Origin of the sequence: Cohnella luojiensis (genome assembly GCF_004564235.1) — a bacterium.
GTDB classification, from domain to species: Bacteria; Bacillota; Bacilli; order Paenibacillales; family Paenibacillaceae; genus Cohnella; species Cohnella luojiensis.
This window is the reverse complement of the sequence record NZ_SOMN01000010.1, coordinates 103,842-121,737: the sequence shown is the minus strand read 5'-3', so window position 1 is coordinate 121,737 and position 17,896 is coordinate 103,842. Positions and strand designations below refer to the sequence as shown.

The 17,896-nt window shown below is 45.4% G+C and carries 20 protein-coding genes and 1 pseudogene; 17 read left to right on the top strand and 4 right to left on the bottom strand.

Going from position 1 to position 17,896, the window contains the following annotated elements:
- Positions 1-8 precede the first annotated feature (8 nt).
- The 3 genes from E2980_RS24185 (at position 9) to E2980_RS10225 (ending at position 1,032) form a co-directional block, all read left to right on the top strand.
- Positions 9-185, top strand: a complete 177-nt coding sequence (locus tag E2980_RS24185) for a hypothetical protein (protein ID WP_167747062.1) — start codon at positions 9-11, stop codon at positions 183-185.
- A complete protein-coding gene (locus E2980_RS10230; RefSeq protein WP_135152080.1) occupies positions 182-364 on the top strand; it encodes an H-type small acid-soluble spore protein in 183 nt (60 codons plus the stop codon). The genes E2980_RS24185 and E2980_RS10230 overlap by 4 nt, the downstream gene beginning before the upstream one ends.
- 104 nt (positions 365-468) lie before the next feature.
- A complete protein-coding gene (locus tag E2980_RS10225; protein WP_135152079.1) occupies positions 469-1,032 on the top strand; it encodes an FAD-dependent oxidoreductase in 564 nt (187 codons plus the stop codon).
- A 361-nt stretch (positions 1,033-1,393) separates the two neighbouring features.
- Here E2980_RS10225 and E2980_RS10220 read toward each other — a convergent pair whose 3' ends face one another.
- Positions 1,394-2,179, bottom strand: a complete 786-nt coding sequence (locus tag E2980_RS10220; RefSeq protein WP_135152078.1) for a CAP domain-containing protein — start codon at positions 2,177-2,179, stop codon at positions 1,394-1,396.
- 265 nt (positions 2,180-2,444) lie between these two features.
- Here E2980_RS10220 and E2980_RS10215 point away from each other — a divergent pair, with 265 nt between their 5' ends.
- From E2980_RS10215 to E2980_RS10180, 8 genes and pseudogenes are all read left to right on the top strand, one after another.
- Positions 2,445-2,924 carry a GyrI-like domain-containing protein gene (locus E2980_RS10215; protein WP_135152077.1) on the top strand — a complete coding sequence of 160 codons (480 nt, stop codon included), beginning with the start codon at positions 2,445-2,447 and terminating at the stop codon, positions 2,922-2,924.
- A 38-nt stretch (positions 2,925-2,962) separates the two neighbouring features.
- Positions 2,963-3,859, top strand: a complete 897-nt coding sequence (locus tag E2980_RS10210) for a hypothetical protein (RefSeq protein WP_135152076.1) — start codon at positions 2,963-2,965, stop codon at positions 3,857-3,859.
- A gap of 83 nt (positions 3,860-3,942) precedes the next feature.
- A complete protein-coding gene (gene thiL / locus E2980_RS10205) occupies positions 3,943-4,974 on the top strand; it encodes a thiamine-phosphate kinase (RefSeq protein WP_135152075.1) in 1,032 nt (343 codons plus the stop codon).
- A gap of 8 nt (positions 4,975-4,982) precedes the next feature.
- Entirely contained in the window at positions 4,983-5,498 is a 516-nt protein-coding gene (tsaE, locus tag E2980_RS10200) for a tRNA (adenosine(37)-N6)-threonylcarbamoyltransferase complex ATPase subunit type 1 TsaE (protein WP_420808640.1), read from the top strand.
- Complete coding sequence (gene tsaB / locus E2980_RS10195; RefSeq protein ID WP_135152074.1) at positions 5,495-6,289, top strand: tRNA (adenosine(37)-N6)-threonylcarbamoyltransferase complex dimerization subunit type 1 TsaB; 795 nt, start codon at positions 5,495-5,497, stop codon at positions 6,287-6,289. The genes tsaE and tsaB overlap by 4 nt, the downstream gene beginning before the upstream one ends.
- Before the next feature lie 5 nt (positions 6,290-6,294).
- Complete coding sequence (gene rimI, locus E2980_RS10190) at positions 6,295-6,792, top strand: ribosomal protein S18-alanine N-acetyltransferase (RefSeq protein WP_135152073.1); 498 nt, start codon at positions 6,295-6,297, stop codon at positions 6,790-6,792.
- Positions 6,789-7,844, top strand: a complete 1,056-nt coding sequence (gene tsaD, locus E2980_RS10185) for a tRNA (adenosine(37)-N6)-threonylcarbamoyltransferase complex transferase subunit TsaD (RefSeq protein WP_135152072.1) — start codon at positions 6,789-6,791, stop codon at positions 7,842-7,844. Before rimI ends, tsaD begins: the two co-directional genes overlap by 4 nt.
- Before the next feature lie 368 nt (positions 7,845-8,212).
- Positions 8,213-8,665 (top strand): annotated as a pseudogene (locus E2980_RS10180) (GerAB/ArcD/ProY family transporter); the annotation flags it as partial.
- A gap of 59 nt (positions 8,666-8,724) precedes the next feature.
- Here E2980_RS10180 and E2980_RS10175 read toward each other — a convergent pair.
- Positions 8,725-9,633: a helix-turn-helix transcriptional regulator gene (locus E2980_RS10175; RefSeq protein ID WP_240702970.1), complete on the bottom strand. Its 909-nt coding sequence runs from the start codon at positions 9,631-9,633 to the stop codon at positions 8,725-8,727.
- On the opposite strand from E2980_RS10175, the gene E2980_RS10170 reads away from it, so the two are divergent.
- Positions 9,538-9,795 (top strand): PfkB family carbohydrate kinase, encoded by a 258-nt coding sequence (locus tag E2980_RS10170; RefSeq protein ID WP_240702969.1) that lies wholly within the window; start codon positions 9,538-9,540, stop codon positions 9,793-9,795. The two genes, E2980_RS10175 and E2980_RS10170, sit on opposite strands and share 96 nt — an antisense overlap.
- Before the next feature lie 46 nt (positions 9,796-9,841).
- Here E2980_RS10170 and E2980_RS10165 read toward each other — a convergent pair whose 3' ends face one another.
- Entirely contained in the window at positions 9,842-10,882 is a 1,041-nt protein-coding gene (locus tag E2980_RS10165; RefSeq protein ID WP_135152068.1) for a LacI family DNA-binding transcriptional regulator, read from the bottom strand.
- 519 nt (positions 10,883-11,401) lie between these two features.
- Here E2980_RS10165 and E2980_RS10160 point away from each other — a divergent pair.
- The 4 genes from E2980_RS10160 (at position 11,402) to E2980_RS10145 (ending at position 16,427) form a co-directional block, all read left to right on the top strand.
- Complete coding sequence (locus E2980_RS10160) at positions 11,402-12,295, top strand: ABC transporter permease (protein WP_135152107.1); 894 nt, start codon at positions 11,402-11,404, stop codon at positions 12,293-12,295.
- 19 nt (positions 12,296-12,314) lie between these two features.
- Entirely contained in the window at positions 12,315-13,196 is an 882-nt protein-coding gene (locus tag E2980_RS10155) for a carbohydrate ABC transporter permease (RefSeq protein WP_135152067.1), read from the top strand.
- A 58-nt stretch (positions 13,197-13,254) separates the two neighbouring features.
- Positions 13,255-14,859 carry an ABC transporter substrate-binding protein gene (locus E2980_RS10150; RefSeq protein ID WP_135152066.1) on the top strand — a complete coding sequence of 535 codons (1,605 nt, stop codon included), beginning with the start codon at positions 13,255-13,257 and terminating at the stop codon, positions 14,857-14,859.
- An 80-nt stretch (positions 14,860-14,939) separates the two neighbouring features.
- The gene (locus tag E2980_RS10145; protein WP_135152065.1) at positions 14,940-16,427 is read left to right on the top strand and encodes a glycoside hydrolase family 32 protein; all 1,488 of its coding nucleotides are present in this window, start codon (positions 14,940-14,942) and stop codon (positions 16,425-16,427) included.
- On the opposite strand, the gene E2980_RS10140 is transcribed toward E2980_RS10145, so the two are convergent.
- A complete protein-coding gene (locus E2980_RS10140; RefSeq protein ID WP_240702968.1) occupies positions 16,424-16,843 on the bottom strand; it encodes a helix-turn-helix domain-containing protein in 420 nt (139 codons plus the stop codon). The genes E2980_RS10145 and E2980_RS10140 overlap by 4 nt on opposite strands.
- Before the next feature lie 49 nt (positions 16,844-16,892).
- On the opposite strand from E2980_RS10140, the gene E2980_RS10135 reads away from it, so the two are divergent.
- Positions 16,893-17,891, top strand: a complete 999-nt coding sequence (locus tag E2980_RS10135) for a glycoside hydrolase family 32 protein (protein ID WP_135152063.1) — start codon at positions 16,893-16,895, stop codon at positions 17,889-17,891.
- Positions 17,892-17,896 lie beyond the last annotated feature (5 nt).

The following is a 17,896-nucleotide window of genomic DNA, read 5'->3' as shown; positions in this document are numbered from 1 at the left end:
TCGCAGCTATGGATTCAGACGACAACTTGCAACCCATCCAGGATTCGATCCATGAAGGCAAAGAAGTCTACGACATGGATATTGACCGCATGATCAATGAAGGCTTGGGCGGAGGTCAGGTGACCATTCAAAACGGATTGATCTCGGAGACGACGACTGATACTATGGAGGCGGACACACCATGAACGCGCAAAGAGCCAAGGAAATTTACGAATCATCCGACCATATCGCGGTTCGGTTGGATGATGGACAATCGGTATGGATCGAGAAAGTGGATGTCTCGAACGGAGTGGCAACCGTCCAGGTCGGGAAGAGTCCAACCGACGTCCAAACGGTCAAAGTGGAACGGTTGAAGGAGCATTAGGAGTCGCTGACGATCACGCGATGCGTGCTTACTTAATGAAAGTAGGTTGAACGCATGGTACAATAGGGTAAGTTTCCCTATATTCCCGCGAAGGAGTGATCGTCATGTATGATGTCGCCATCATCGGCGGAGGTCCTGCAGGAGCGAGCGCAGCCCTCTTCACCGCTAAGGCAGGCAAATCGACCCTTGTAATCGATAGCGACCAAAGCGTAACAAAACGAGCATGGGTTAAAAACCACTACGGGGTAAATGAAATTACCGGTCCGGACCTCGTGGCCATCGGCAAGGGACAAGCGGCGAAGTTCGGAGCGGAATTCGTGACGGCAAAGGCAACGCGTTTAACGGCGGGAGACGGATTCATAACGATCGAAACCGACGGGGAAACCTACGAGGCGGGACACGTCATTCTTGCGACGGGTCTGTTCGTGGAAGTTGCGGAAGCAAGCGGCGTTCGTACGAAGCCCGGGACGGAGCCGCGGATCAAAACGATCGTGGAATGTACTCCTGAAGGCAAGACGAGCTTGGATAACATTTGGGCAGCCGGCACGGCTGCGGGAGTTAGCATGCACACCATCATCACCGCTGGCGACGGCGCTAAGGTAGCCATTAACGTCATTAGCGAAATCAATGGCGAGCGTTACGTGGACCATGACGTGCTGAAGAGTTAGGTAAAAATAAAGGCATCGAGAGACGCGCGAAAGCGCGTTTCCCGATGCCTTTTTAACTGGAACGTTCGTTATAATGTAATCACAATTGCTCTAAGCCGCTGAGAGCGGTCTAAATGGCGGAAATCCGGGTAATTGGGAGCTCTAAGCCGCTGCGAGCGGTCTAAACGCCGGAAATCCGGGTAGTTGGAGCTCTAAGCCGCTGAGAGCGGTCTAAATGGCGGAAATCCGGGTAGCTGGGAGCTCTAAGCCGCTGAGAGCGGTCTAAACGCCGGAAATCCGGGTAGCTGGGAGCTCTAAGCCGCTGAGAGCGGTCTAAGCAAAGAAAAGAGGCGGCTTAGCCGCCCCTACCTTGAACTTTATCTTACGCGATGAATTCTTGTACCCACACGCCGTTGTAGTATGCAACGCCAATGGTCGTGAAGTTGGCGCTAAGGATGTTGGCGCGATGGCCGGAGCTGTTCATCCATGCAGTCATTACTTCTTGCGGCGTACGTTGTCCTTTGGCGATGTTCTCGCCCGCATAACGGTAGCTGATTCCGTATTTCTTCATCATGTCGAACGGCGAACCGTATGTCGGCGAGTTATGGTCGAAATACCCGTTGTTGTACATGTCTTTCGCTTTATCCAAAGCCATTTTCGTTAACGTGGCATTCGATGATTTTAATGCGCTTAAACCGGCTTTCGCGCGTTCTTGGTTCACAAGCGTAACGACTTGGTTAGCGAACGAAGATGCGGGAGCTTCAGTACCCGTACCTGTTCCTGTACCGGCGTTACCTGTATTTCCGGTGCCGGTGCTCGGTTGAGATGGTTTCGAAGGTTGCACCGGTTTAGAAGGTTGAACGGGCGGTTTGGAAGGTTGAACTGGCTTGCTCGGTTGCGTAACTTGGCCGCCGTTACCTGTGTTGCCAGTGCCTGTGGACGGATTGGATACGACCGGATATTTGCCTTGCATGATTTGCTGAAGCAAAGCGTTCAGATCAATTCCTAGACGGCTAGTCAACTGCGTAATCGTTACCGTGCTGCCGTTAACTGGCGCGTTATTGCTTGCCGCCGATGCCGCGCCAACTCCCGTAGGAATGGAGATCGCGAGGGCTAGCGTACCTAATATGAGAGTCTTTTTAAGACCTTTGTTGTTGAACTTGTTCATTAATGTGTCCTCCCTTTGTTGGCCTTAGGCTTGGAATATCTCAAAGTCTATCAGGGATTCCTAGTGAATTCATTTCATAAAATCTAACAATTATGAAAAGTTGAGTTGATTTTCGCTGTTACAACAGGCTTTTGCCGAACATATTACAAAATTCTCATCCTATTATACCGTGCAATAATGGGCACTTTTCTTTCTCGTTAAGAAGGTATTTCCAGTAAAAAGGCGAATATATATTCGCATATCGGTCAAATCAGGAGGAATAGCGATGGAGCCATCGGTTGTGCAATTGGAGGAGTTCGGGGTTGTGGGCGTGACTTTTACGGCGAATTTGAAGGAGATCGTTGAAGAAGAGCTCGGGAGCAAGGCTGCGGCAAGCTTGAAATCGCGCGCAGATGAAGTCATGGGGCGCGTCGGAGATGCCATCTATCTCGTTCAAATTTATCCGATGAAAGAGAACTTCAATCCGAACGTGGATAGGTTCACGCAGATTATTGGCTATAAAGTGATCGGTTCCTCCATCGCTCCGACGGATATGATCCATCACGTCGTTCCCGCGAACCGTTACGTCAAATGCACGCACAAAGGGTTGGAGAGCGAGTTGGGCCGCACCTACGATTTTTTATACGGCACGTACGTAGGTCAACTCGGAACACATCCCGTTGGATACGATTTCGAGATTATGGACGAAAGGTTTATACCGGATAGCCCCGATAACGAGATTGATTTGCACATTGCCATCGCTTAGGAAAATACGGAAAATCGCTGTCGCGAGAGGAGAAACTCATGACCCTTTTATTAAGTAAAGACGCTTATGAGAATGCTAGGCGGTTTCTGTTAACAAGAGGCAGGAAACTGGAGGCGGCATTGTTCCTGCACGAGTTCGAACAGGGGGATGCGGAAGAGGTATACAAGGAATTGGCGACATTCAGAAACGAAGACGGGGGCTTCGGGAACGCGTTGGAGCCCGACATTCGGTGCGCTGCCTCTTCTGCCTTGGCTACGACGACGGCGATGCAAACTTTGTTGAAAATCACGGAACGGAATGAAGAAATGATTGAAGGAGCCATGCGCTACTTCCTGAGTACTTATGACGAGAGCCGTCACGGTTGGGACATCATTCCTCAAGAAGCAGAGCAATTCCCAAGGGCGATTTGGTGGGAATATGGAGCATTCCTCGATCATTGGGGAAATCCGAACGCGGAGATCGTCGGTTATTTCAACCAAATCCCTTCAGTCGAATGCACGGAATTAGCAGCCACGCTTAATTCTTATGTAACCGAGCAATTGCGGGAAGTTAGCGATTTGAATGAAATGCACGAGATGGCTTGCTACTTGCGCTGGGCTGAAACCCTCCCCGAGGATTCACGAAAGGCGATCGGCGGCAAGCTCGACGAGTTCGTTAATAATTGCGTCATTAAGAACCCGGCAGATCGCCAAGGCTATGGCGGCTATCCTTTATTAATCGTGGATTCTCCCGTTTCACGGTATTATCCCTGGTATTCGGAGGTGATCCCCGGCGATCTGGATTCCCTGATCGAAAGCCAAGGAGAAGATGGCGCGTGGTCTCCGAATTGGGCTTGGGGCCGATTTGAGGAGACATGGGAAAAGGCGAGGGTGGAGTGGCAAGGTATTCTGACGCTTAAAGCATTGCGCACGCTGCGGAGCTTCGGCCGGTTATAGCGGATTCAAGAGTTTTCCCGTTCGGCATAAGCCGGACGGGTCTTTGCATGTTCGGGCGCACCCCGATATAATGAAGGAACAAAATGACGAAAAGGGGATACGCCGTGCGGCCATTGGACGAATTCGGGCTTATTCGCTCCTGGACGGAAGGCCGTCAGCCCAGGGAATTCCTTGCTCAGGCAGGAGTCACTCTCGGCATCGGCGACGATGCCGCTATCGTCGCAGGAGGTTCGGCGGCACAGGAATGGCTTCTCGCCATGGATACGATGGTAGAGAAAGTTCATTTTCTGAACGAGACCATGGGCGAGTCGGATGTCGGCTACAAGGCGCTCTCCGCCAACGTGAGCGACATTGCCGCAATGGGCGGCATTCCGAAATTCGCCTTGGTTTCGGTGAGCGTTCCCCCGTCATGGGATGCCGATCGGATGAAGCGATTGTACGATGGATTATACGAATGCGCGGAACGATATGGCGTCGCCATTATCGGTGGCGACACCACGTCGGCACCGAATCAGCTAGTCGTGGCGGTAACGGTAATAGGTACGGTCGAAGCAGGACAAGCCATCCGGCGCAGCGGGGCCAAGCCCGGACAATTCGTCTTTCTGACCGGTCCTACCGGTTTATCCGCCGGAGGGCTCCACGGCTTAATGAACAAAGCCGAATCCCTATCGCTTAGGCTTACTCAAGCGCATCAACGTCCTTCTCCTTCCGTCAGAGCCGGGAGGATCCTTCTTGAGCACGGATGGGGAGCTTCGCTTAACGACGTCAGCGACGGAGTTGCCAGCGAAGCATGGGAAATCGCCGAAGCCTCGGGAGTTAAGCTTCTACTGAAGGAAACGCTCCTGCCCCTATCGGGCGAACTTGCTTCCTATGCCCATGATAACGGGATACAACCGCTGGATTTCATGCTGTATGGCGGGGAGGATTACGTTCTTCTCGGTACGGCGGACAAGCGATCCGAGCAAGAGATGAGGGTACGTTTTCGCGCGGAAGGAATCCCTTTGTTCGTCATCGGAGAAGTCGAAGCCGGGGAGCCCGAGGTCGTCATGGAAACAGCATCCGGTGCGTACAAGCCGGTGCTTAAGCAGGGTTACAATCATTTTCCGAAGGGATAATGCCAAGCATGCAATGGAATGAAGCAGATTATCCGATGAGGTTCGTTCTGGAAATCCCTACGGAGGGGGATACGGCAGCCTTTGCGGAAGCATTGGCTAAGCTGGCGCAGCCTGGAACGGTGCTGGCGCTGGATGGGGACCTGGGAGCGGGGAAAACGAGATTCGCGCAGGCATTCGCGGCTGCGATCGGAGTTCGGGGAATCGTGAACAGTCCTACCTATACGATTATTAAAGAATATGAGGGATCTCGCTTTCCTTTTTACCATATGGACGTGTACCGCTTGTCATTGGAAGAAGCCGACGAGCTTGGATTGGACGAATATTTCCACGGCGAAGGGGTCACTTTGGTTGAATGGGCATCTATTATTGCCTCTATTCTGCCGCCGGAAAGATTGCATATCCGGATAGAGACGACCGGACCCGAATCTCGTCGGATCAGCTGCTTGCCGGTAGGGCAGGAATACGAACGATGGTGTCGCCTGCTAGAGCTGCGGCAAGTCGAGGAGGAGGAACCGACCGCATGAAATCAATCGATAACAGGAGCGAAGACAGCTCCGTGACGGTGTTGGCCATCGACACCTCGACGGCTGCGTTTACGGCTGCCATCGTAAGGGACGGGATCAGGGTTGATTCCATTATTTCCTTTACCGAACGCAATCATTCGGTCAGGGTTCTATCGGAGATCAAGGAGCTTCTTAGCCGGAACGGCTTAAAAGGCAAGGATCTGGATGCCGTGGCCGTAGGTCAAGGCCCGGGATCTTATACGGGGGTTCGCATCGCGGTAACCGCAGCCAAAACATTGGCATGGGCTTGGAACAAGCCCCTCATTGGCGTATCCAGCCTGAAAGCGCTGGCTCTTGGCGCATGGAATTCTTTGCGCGAGGCGAACGAGAATATGGTGCCGGATCGGGATACCTGGATCGTGCCCCTCATGGATGCGCGGAGAGGTCAAGTATACACCGCCCGTTATTCGGCCGACGCGGCGGGCAAATGGGAGACTGTAGATGGCGACGGCATTCGCTTGATCGCGGATTGGGCCAGTCGCATCGAGGGAGAGGCTTCGACGGATTCGCAGGTGGCCGCCATCTGGTTCGTGGGCGAAACCGCTCCCCACCAAGCCGCGATAGAACAAGCCGAGCAGTCGGGGACGCGATTGCGAGTGCTTGCATGCGACATGAACGCAACTGCTGTCGGACAGCTTGCGGAGCATAGATTCAGGCAAGGAGAACGGGATGACGTTCACGGCTTCGTCCCGAATTACACGCAATTGGCGGAAGCGGAAGCGAAGTTGCTGGCGGCGTCGCGGGGAGAGTGACGGGAATGAATTATCGCTTGATGAATTTGAACGATATCGACACGATCGTGGATATCGAACGCGAAGCCTTCACGGCGCCTTGGTCTGCCGAAGCTTTTCGCAACGAACTGACCCATAACTTATTCGCCAAATACATGGTCATGGAACGCGAGGATACCATTTTGGGTTATGGCGGGATGTGGCTTATTATCGACGAAGCGCATGTTACGAATATCGCGATTAGGGAAAAATATCAAGGAATGGGTTACGGAAAAAAGCTTCTCAAGGAAATGATGAAGACCGCCTCTTATCTCGGGGCGCGAAGAATGACCTTGGAGGTACGGGTATCTAACGAAAGAGCGCAGTCCTTATATCGTAAAATGGGATTTTCCCCGTCCGGGGTTCGGCCAGCCTATTATTCGGATAATCTAGAGGATGCGCTCATCATGTGGGCTGATCTTGTGCCGAATGACGACTTCGAGGATTCGGAATACGCGGGAGCGACGGAGGGGGAAGAGGCATGAGCGAAACATTCCAAGCAGTATCGGCTTCCTCGGAAGGCGACTATCTGCTTTTGGCTATAGAAACAAGTTGCGATGAAACATCGGTTGCCGTCGTCCGGAACGGACGGGAAGTACTGTCCAACATCATCTCGAGCCAGATCGAGACGCATAAGCAGTTCGGCGGCGTCGTTCCGGAGATCGCGTCGCGCAAGCACGTGGAGAGCATTACGTTAATCCTAGAGGAAGCTCTTCGGGAGGCAAAGGTGGAGTTGGAGGATATTGACGCGGTGGCGGTGACGCAAGGACCTGGACTAATCGGGGCTTTGCTCGTGGGAGTCATCGCTGCCAAAAGCTTGGCGCTGGCCCTTGACGTCCCGTTGATCGGAACTCATCACATCGCGGGACATATATATGCCAACCACCTTATCGGCGATATCGTTTATCCTTCCATCGCTCTGGTGGTGTCCGGCGGACATACGGAGATCGTGCTTCTTGAAGAAGAGGGGAAATTCCGCATCATCGGACGGACGCGAGACGATGCGGTTGGCGAAGCCTATGACAAGGTAGCAAGAGCGCTGCAATTTCCTTATCCGGGAGGACCTTGCGTTGACCGTCTCGCTCAGGAGGCTGCGGAGGAAATCGTACTCCCTCGCTCATGGCTGGAGCAGGACTCCTATGATTTCAGCTTTAGCGGCTTGAAATCCGCCGTTTTGTCGGAGATTAACCGTTCCCGGATGAAGGGGGAATCTCCGGACTTTTCCGCGCTTGCCCGCGGGTTCCAGCAATCGGTAATTGACGTGGTAACCGGCAAGGCGATTAGAGCGGCCAAGGAGTTCGGCGCCAAGCAGATGTTGTTGTGCGGCGGAGTCGCGGCTAACCGGGGGTTAAGGGAAAGGCTAAGTTCGTTGTGCGAGGAGGCGGGCGTGCCTTTGCTCATCCCGCCGAACAAGCTGTGCACCGACAATGCCGCGATGATCGCCGCCGCGGCGGATTTGAAGTGGCGCAGAGGGCAGTATTCCTCGCTCGATCTGAAGGCGGAGCCGATATTGTCATTGGAAGAATGGTCGGTCTGAATTCCCACATACGACTGCTATGTAATTATGAAATAAGCTTAATCTACAGCTTAGCTGTTGATTAAGCTTATTGTCTTTTGCCCAAAATAATCAATTCAATTGACGAGCGATATTACACATTTGTTGGGAAGATGGGATGGTAAGGTGAATAAACTTCTGCAAGCCGATACGCTATCCGAAAACCTTCAACAAAATATCAATAAATACAGCTCGGATATAGCCATTCGAACGTTTCAAGGGGCATACAGTTAACCGAACAAATACGATAAGTAAAATGGACGAATTTATGTCGGCTATGTTTAACGGAGATACGATTATTCCGCTGAAGGTTTGGAACAGGGCATTTCTGAAGTTCGTCCAAATGGAAGCAAAGAAGCGTAGATGAGCCTTCGTCCCAATCTGTCGTTCGGGGTCCTAAAGATAGTTTTACCGAGGATATGGTTACCAATATAGCGTTAATCCGGCGCAGATTAAAAAGCCACTTATTACAATTCGTACAACTGATTAAGATCGCCGAAGTATTCGAGCGTTTCGACGAATTAGTTATCTTGCTCTTTTATGCGGGAATATTTATTAAAACGACAATATGGTATTTAGCCGCCGTACTTGGGTTGTCTCAGTTGTTTAATACCGATTATAGAAGGTTTGTCCTTCCGGTTGGAGCCGTAATGTATGCCGCTTCCTTTCTTCCGCGGAGCTGGCAGTCGCATTTAGAAATGGGGAAAATCATCGCGGAACAATTCAAGGCCAATATGATTTTTATTGGAGTTATACCAACTATTCTTTTTATCGTTATGTTGATCAGAGGGCGTGGTAAATGACTTCACTACCTCTAAAAACGCATAATGTAAAAGGCTATATGTACCAGCTTGACACAGATTTATCTCCACGGTAATGATTTTTCGGTTAACTCTTCTTTCACTTCGTTTCTTCGATAGTATGACGGGCTGACGCCATCAATTTTTTTGAAAATCCGGCTAAAAGAATGAATGCTCGTGTAACCGATCTTGTCGGCAATCGACGTGAGTGGTTCATCGGTAAATTGAATCATCTCGCGCGCTTTTTCAATCCGTATCAATTGATGATATTGAATGGGGCTCATTCCAAATGTATGGGTAAACAATCGAACGAGATATGACTTGCTGAAATTGAATCTGGAGGAAAGTTCGTCCAATGATATCTTTGTATAGAAGTTGACCTTAATGTACTCCTTTACACGGTTCAGCATTTGTAGATTGGAAATCAGAAGCGGATTCTGATGCCAGATGTTTTCACGCAGCAATTGAACCCATAGATCGATGAACAGTCCTTTGGCTTTTACTTCGTAGAAGGGCAGTTTCATTTCAAATTCATTAATAATATCGAACAACATTCGCTCAATGACGCCCGGCTGCTGCAACCGTAAATGGGTTGAAAGCTTAACCGGCATCTGATCCATGATATTTTGGCGGAAGTAATGCGATTCCTCGTCGGTTATGTGCTGCAAGTTTTTGAAGGAAACTCCTACTAAGGGACTGTCATCTTGATAATAAAAGTCGAAATGCAAATGAGGCTGGCGCAACGTATCTGCACCGATTTTTCGGAGTGAGTGGCGTTGTTTCGGACTAAAGAAGAAGGCTGCCGGTGGCTCAGCGATCGTTATAGCATACCGGCCATATTCGTAACGCTTGGAAGTAAGGGATGTTATTATAACGTGCACAATTACACAGGGACCGTACCCGGTTTTGTTGTTAAGTCTGTGGATTCGAATGGTGCAGGAGATGCATACCTTGGTGCCATACTCTATCAATTGTTGGATTCACCGGATCGCTTTAGTACGCTGATGGATCGTGAAATTCGTGATTGCGTTCGGTTCGCAAATGCTGCAGGTGCTTTGGCAACGCAGCGCAAGGGAGCGATTCCTTCATTACCGAAACTGCAAGAAGTAGAGAACATGCTCAATGGATCTTAGAACTAAAATAACAAAAGCTAGCCGAAAGAGGCTGGCTTTTGTTGTTTTATTGTAAGTTTCCAGTTGATTCTCTGAATATGGGTTCCGTTTTCACATGAGTGATCTGGAACGGCTTTGAAGGATTTTTTAACCTTGATAATAGCATTTCCGCTGCGATAATACCCATCTCATTATTGAATATATGGACCGTAGTTAAATGCGGTTCGATAATACGTGATTCTGCAGAGTCGTCAAAGCCGCAAACAGCAATGTCGTCCGGTACTTTTATATTATTATTTTTTAATGCTTTCATAACGCTAATTGCAATAAAATCATTGGCGCATATTAAAGCTGCAGGCAAACTCTCCATATTAACCAACTGTTCTTCCAGCCAGTTAGAGTCAGCAGCAAAGTATCGATCATAGCCAACAATACAGTGAGACAGGTTAAATTCTATATTGGAGTCGGATAGTGCCCTTTTAAAACCAACCCATCTTTCATTAAAGCTTCTACAGTGATTGTAATCGCCGACAAAACCAATTTTTTGATGTCCATGATCTATCAGTTTTTTGGTGAGCGAATAGGTGCTATGTTCATTTTCCATCAAAATAATATCAGCATTTAGTTCGGAATATAAAATATCTGCTGCAGAATCAATATAGATTGTTGGAATTTTTAATTCATTTATTAATTTACTGTATTGTTTATCGAACAGCTCTATACATATAATTCCGTCTACATTTTTTGTTTCAAAGTTATTAGGGAGTTCCAGCTTGTCTACTTCAGTTTCCCTGAGAATATGAATGGACAAATTATATCCTTCGGAACTGATTTTTTTCTCGAGTCCGCCAAGAAGCGAGGAGCCAAAGTGCGATTTGTTGGGCATATTGGATGTTAGTAAAGCGATATTACCCGTATTTTTGGCAGTCAAATTTTCGATATCCACATAAGCGAATTGCTTATATTTTAATTCAACAGCTTTTTTTATCACTTTGTTCCGAGTCTCTTGAGGGATTGTTTCACTCCCGTTTAGAGCTTTGGATACAGTATTCCTGGAGAGTCCCAATGAATCGGCGATATGCTGTGCGGTAATTTTTTCTTTTTTCATTTCTAGTTGGCCACCTCGGCTAATCCCAACATTTTGCAGGTCGTTAAGGATCCTCTGTCGGACTGATCCGCCATACTGCAATAAGGAAATGCTATGGTAAATGTATAATAATTCGAATGAAATATCAATAGGAAAGTTACAAATGCACAATTAAGTTTTTACATTATTAAACGATTATAGATGTAATCTAATGGGTTTACAAAAATGTGCATACATCATCTTTTCCTTTATGGTTATTTAAGGGTGGAGATTAAGTTTTTATATGAAATATGCTAAATTCCCGCTTAAAATCAATGAAAAACAAACAATTTGTCAATATAATTGACAAATGTGTAAATAAAAGTAGATTACAAATGGCAAAATAATTTTACAAAAAGTATTGACCATATCACTGAATCCTGTTACATTCTATTTGCGGAAGACATTACAATTCTAAAATGTAAACCCTTACTTTTTGTACAAATGTAACAATAACAAAAAACGGGGGAATTTGAGGGGGTTTAAATATTGCAGGGCAGAATGGACTACATTTTTAAGAACTACTTTCTTTATTTGCTCTTAGCACCGGCATTAATACTTACTCTTCTTTTTAAATATTTACCCATGTATGGAGCGATTATCGCTTTTAAGGACTTTAATCCGATGAAAGGAATTTTAGGCAGCGAATGGGCAGGATTAAAGCATTTTACTAGGTTTTTATCTTCACCCAACTTTGAAATCATATTTATGAGCACGCTCAAACTAAGCTTATATGGTCTAATTCTGGGTTTTCCGGTGCCCATCATTTTAGCCTTGATGATAAATCAGTTGCGCAGAAATGCGATCAAAAAGAACATTCAGCTTATCCTTTATGCACCGAATTTTATATCTGTTGTAGTTATCGTAGGGATGATATTCATTTTTTTATCGCCAGCCGGTCCCATCAATATCATCCTCACTAACATTACAGGTAAACCATTAATGTTTTTGACGGATCCTGAATATTTTCGATCTGTCTATATCATATCTGGAATCTGGCAGGGAGCAGGTTGGGCATCGATTATATATGTAGCTGCATTAGCAAGTGTTGATCCAGAATTGCATAACGCTGCTACTATTGATGGCGCTAATATTGTGCAAAGAATTAGACATATAGATCTGTCGACAATTAAACCGGTAATGGCGATCGTATTTATTTTAGGTGCAGGCAGTATTATGGCGATCGGATTTGAGAAAGCCTTTTTAATGCAAACGGCAATGAATTTGCCGACTTCCGAAATTATACCAACCTATGTTTATAAACAAGGTTTACAAGCGGGTGATTATGCCTATTCCACCGCAGTTGGTCTCTTCAACTCTGTTATTAACGTGATTATGCTTGTTGCCGTTAATTTCATCGTTAAGAAACTAAATGAAGGGGAAGGCCTCTATTAAAAAATAAAGGAGTCACCATATGAATTTTAAGCACACTAAACTGGATCGAATCCTATTAGCTTCAAGCAATCTCTTGTTATGCTTATCCGTTTTATTAGTAATCGTACCTTTGTTTTATGTAGTCGTGGCCTCATTCATGGATCCGACAGAGTTGTTAAGTAAAGGGATTACCTTTGATCGTTCAGCATGGACTTTTGAAGGTTATAAATTGATTTTATCCAATGAAGCAATGATTCGAGGCTTTGCAAATGCTGTTTATTACTCAGTCGGATTTACTATTATTACGGTTGTGATCTCTATCTTTGCTGGATATTCATTATCCGTTAACGGCTTAGTGGGTAAAAACTTATTTATGACGCTGTTTATTATCACGATGTTCTTTAACGGCGGTTTAATTCCTACTTACTTAGTCGTGAAAGACCTAGGAATGTTAAACACCGTATGGGCCATTATGGTTCCTGGGGCAGTAAATGTATGGAACATTATTTTGACCAGAACTTTTTTTAAGGGCATCCCGAAAGAATTAAACGAAGCGGCCAATGTTGATGGCGCTTCCGATAGACATGTCTTTTTCAAGATTGTATTACCTCTATCAAAACCAATTATATTCGTGATCGCATTGTACGCATTTGTTGCTCAATGGAACTCCTATTTCGATGCGATGATTTATTTGGATGATGCTAAATTAAAGCCGTTACAGTTAGTTTTAAGATCGATATTAATTCAAAACCAAGCAGATCCAGGGATGATCAGTGATCAATTAGCCATGGCTGAACTGAAACGGCTTTCAGAAATGATTAAGTATTCTTCAATTGTTATTTCGAGTCTTCCATTAATTCTGATGTATCCTTTTTTTCAAAAATACTTTGAAAAAGGTGTCATGGCTGGTTCGTTGAAATAATGAACCGCTTACACATAGATTCTTAAATGCTTTATAAAACTAATTTGGGGGTTGTTGTATGAAGAACTTGAAAAAGGCACTAATCTTGATTCTTGCGACTCTGTTTATTATTACAGGCTGCAGTAGTAAAAAGGAATCAGAATCACAAAATCCTGCCTCATCAAACGCAAATTCGCAATCAAACGAAAAAGTTACATTAAAGTTTCTGACTCAAAGCTCGCCATTGGCGCCTGCTGATCCAAATGAAAAGCTAATTTATCAACGTTTAGAGGAGAAAACAGATGTCCATATTGAGTGGACAAACCATCCATGGGATACATTTGTAGAAAAAAGAAACTTAGCGATTGCCAGTGGTGATCTACCGGATGCAGTATTCGATGCAGCCTATTCGGACTATGATTTATTGAAAATGGCAAGGAACGGCACGATCATTCCGCTTGAAGAATTAATTGAGAAACACATGCCTAACCTTAATAAAGTACTAGAAGCAGCGCCTGAGTATAGAGCGATGATTACTGCACCAGATGGGCATATCTATTCTTTTCCATGGATTGAGGAGTTAGGGTCAGGTAAAGAAAGCATCCACTCCGTAGATGATCTGCCATGGATAAACGTAGAGTGGTTAAAAAAATTAGGTTTAGAAATGCCTACGACGACTGAAGAATTAAAACAAGTATTGATAGCATTCAAAACAAAAGATCCAAATGGAAATGGAAAAGCAGATGAAATTCCAATGTCTTTTATTAATAAAACCGGTGGAGAAGACTTGGCTTTCTTATTCGGCTCTTTTGGTCTAGGTGAAAACTGGGATCATACCGTTGTAAGCGATGATGGAAAAGTATTATTTACAGCATCGGATGACGGATATAAAGAAGGTATAAAATTTCTTAATGAATTGTTCAAAGAAGGCTTAATCGATATTGAAGCCTTCTCGCAGGATTGGAATACTTATCTAGCAAAAGGAAAAGAAGATCGTTATGGTTTGTATTTCACTTGGGATAAAGGAAATATTACGGGCATGAATGATAAATATGACCTAATGCCTGCTCTGGCAGGTCCAGACGGCCACGTTAACGTAACCAGAACAAATGGAATGGGTCTGGATAGAGGAAGAATGGTTATCACCAATGCCAATAAAAAGGTGGAAGAAACTGCAAAGTGGATTGATCAGCTTTATGATCCAATTCAATCCGTACAAAATAACTGGGGTACTTATGGAGATGAAAAAGTACAAAATATTTTCGAATTAGATGAAGCTTCAGGAATGCTGAAACACCTGCCTCTTGATGGAACTTCTCCATGGGAATTAAGACAAAAAACGTTTGTTGGCGGACCATTGGCGATATTGGATGAGTATTATGGGGCCGTTACGACGAAACCAGACGATGCTGCCTGGAGATTGGATTTACTGAAAAAGGTTATGGTCCCTGACATGAAAGCAAAAAATATTTATCCAAAAGTATTTTTCTCAATAGAAGAATTAGACAGACTTGCCATTATTGAAACGGATTTGTTTGCTAATGTGCTTCGCAAGCGGGGAGAATGGATTCAAAATGGAAAGGTCGAACAAGAATGGGATAAATATCTGACAGAACTAGATCGCCTAGGCTTAAAAGAGTGGCTGCAAATAAAACAAGCAGGTTATGACAGAAACGTAAAATAACATATTCATCAAAAATAGACTAAGGCTGTACATGCTTTGTCGTACAGCCTTAGTCTATTCTACTAAAGGAGAAACTAGCGATGGGAGAAAAGTATAAAGAAAAGCATCGTCCCCAGTATCATTTTTCACCCGAACAATATTGGATGAACGACCCGAACGGTATGGTGTTTTTTAACGGTGAATATCATTTGTTTTACCAACACACTCTTTTTGCCACTTCTCCTGTTTTTGATAAGATGCATTGGGGGCATGCGGTGAGTAAAGATCTTACTCATTGGGAAGAACTGCCTGCAGCCTTATACCCAGATGAAAATGGAGCTATATTTTCTGGTAGTGCTGTCGTTGATTGGAATAATACATCGGGATTGTTCGATGAAACACCTGGATTAGTCGCCGTTTATACGAGTAACGATAATGATCCTGAAACGAACCGGCCCAGGCAGCGACAAAGCATTGCCTATAGCAAGGATGCAGGAAGATCGTGGACTAAATATGAGAATAATCCAGTACTCTCGGATGTGAACATTGCCGATTTTCGAGATCCTAAAGTATTCTGGCATAAGGACACCGAAAAATGGGTCATGATATTAGCTACGGGACAATCCGTAACTCTTTATACATCTCCAAACCTGATAGATTGGGATTTCGCAAGTGAATTTGGTGCTAAAGCTGGTTCACACCATGGTGTTTGGGAATGCCCCGACCTATTTGAATTACCAATCGATCAAGATGAAAACAATCAAAAATTTGTAATGATAGTCAGTATTGGGGATAACCCGGAATTTAAAGAAGGATCAAGAACCCAATATTTTATCGGTCATTTTGATGGAACAACCTTTGTCAATGACAACCCAGAAGAAACTATTAAATGGTTAGATTATGGCAGAGATAATTACGCAGGTGTAAGCTGGTCTGATATTCCGGATCGAGATGGTCGGAGGATTTACCTTGGTTGGATGAGCAACTGGCGTTATGCCAATCAAGTCCCGACTGAAAAATGGCGAAGCGCGATGACGCTTCCAAGAGAGTTAGCTTTAACATCCAGCGAGCATGGCATTTGTTTGATCCAAAAACCGGTATCGGAAATTCAGCAAATAAGGCAAGAGACAATATCTTATCAAGACGAATTATTGAATCAAACAAATCCTCTGACGATTAACTCGATCAGTAATCTCTTGGAAATAAATATTGAATTTGAGAAAGTAAGCTCAAGTTATTTTGGTATTATCCTTCAACATTCTGAAACGGAAAAAACAGTCATAAGTTATGACGCTGTAACGGAAAAGCTGTTTGTTGACCGAACCCATGCTGGGGACAATAGCTTTTCTGCATCCTTCTCGGCCAATCAGGAAGCTCCGATAAAGATGATCAATAATAGCTTGAAGCTTCAAATATTTATCGATACTTCTTCAATAGAGGTTTTCGCTAATGATGGCAAAGCCGTCTTTACGAGCTTGATATTTCCGAATGACCCATGCAATCAAATCATACTGTTTTCAAATGAAGGGAAAACCCGGTTGACATCGTTAGAGCTGTCAAAGCTTAAATCGATCTGGAGTGCTGGTTAACCAAAGAGGGCGTCATCTCTACGATGGCGCTTATTTTTGTTTGCGGTAAAAGAGGGGCTTACACCGTCAGTTTTCTTAAATGCTTTGCTGAAGGACTGAATATCGGGGTACCCGAATTTATCCGCGATAGCTGTCAAAGGCTCTGTAGTAAACTGTATCATTTCCTTCGCTTTTTCGATTCTAAGCAGCTGATGATATTGAATCGGACTCATACCGAACGTTTTCTTAAAGATATGAATCAAATAGAACTTGCTTATTCCAGATGTTTTAACTAGCTCGTCCAGTGTAACCTTTTGTTCGACATGATTTCGCAAGTAATTCCGAATCTTGATTAATTCATCCATGTTGGTAAGTAACTGAGGATTCTGATTCCAATAATTCTCGCGAAGTAGATGAATGAATAGTTGAATGAACATTCCTTTGATATTTATCTCGTAAAAAGGCAGTTTCATTTGAAATTCATTAATGATAGCGAACATCATGTTCTCGATGATACTGGTATTCCGAAGTCTAAACTTTAAGGAGTGGAAGTATCGAGGCCCGCTTTTTGTCAGCGACTACGTTAAATACCCATACCTAGGAACCGCTTGGGAGCTTCCGGTTCTACTTCCGTTGAAACGTAAGGGGCAGGATTCGGGAAAACATGTTTTCTTGATCAGTCCCTGGGGACCCGGCTCCAAAGTAGAAGTGATGTATTGGATCGGAACATTCGACAAGTCCGAATGCAGGTTTATTCCAGATCATGAGCAGCCTTTGCTTATTGATGTCGGAGATTTCCATTTTACAGGCCCTAGCGGAATGGTAGATCCATTATCGGGGCGCTCCCTGCTATTCACAATCGCACAGGGCGAACGGACGCCTGAGATTGATTATGACTGTGGATGGTCTCACAGCGCGGGACTGCCGGTTGCACTTTACTTAAGAGAAGATGGGCAGCTAGGCGTAGAACCGATAGAGGAAATCTCTCAACTCAGAGGTAAGCAGCTATACTCCTCCGCGGGACGCAAAGCAATGGATGAGATAAATTTCGAATTGGCTGATGTCCACGGAGATTTACTGGAAATTATGATAGATATCGAGTCCCCATCTGCGAAGAAATACGGAATTTCAATCCGTCGATCACCGAATGGCGAAGAGGAAACGGTTATCTACTATGACAGGGTAAACAAAGAGTTGATGGTCAATAGGGAAAAAACGACTTTGGATGACAGGGAGCGTTCTTCGGGTATTCAAGGCGGCAGCCTTTTGTTAGAAGAGGGTGAAAGGCTCCAACTGCGTATTTTCGTCGATAGGTCTCTTATAGAAGGTTATGCCAATGGATTGAAGAGCTTAACGACGAGAGCATATCCCTCGAGAACCGATGCAACGGGGCTCCGGATTTGGGCGGACGGATTGGTAGAACGAGTGTCGATAGAGGTATGGGAGATGTCGTCGGTATTTGAAGCCGGACCAAAGACGAGCTAGAGGAG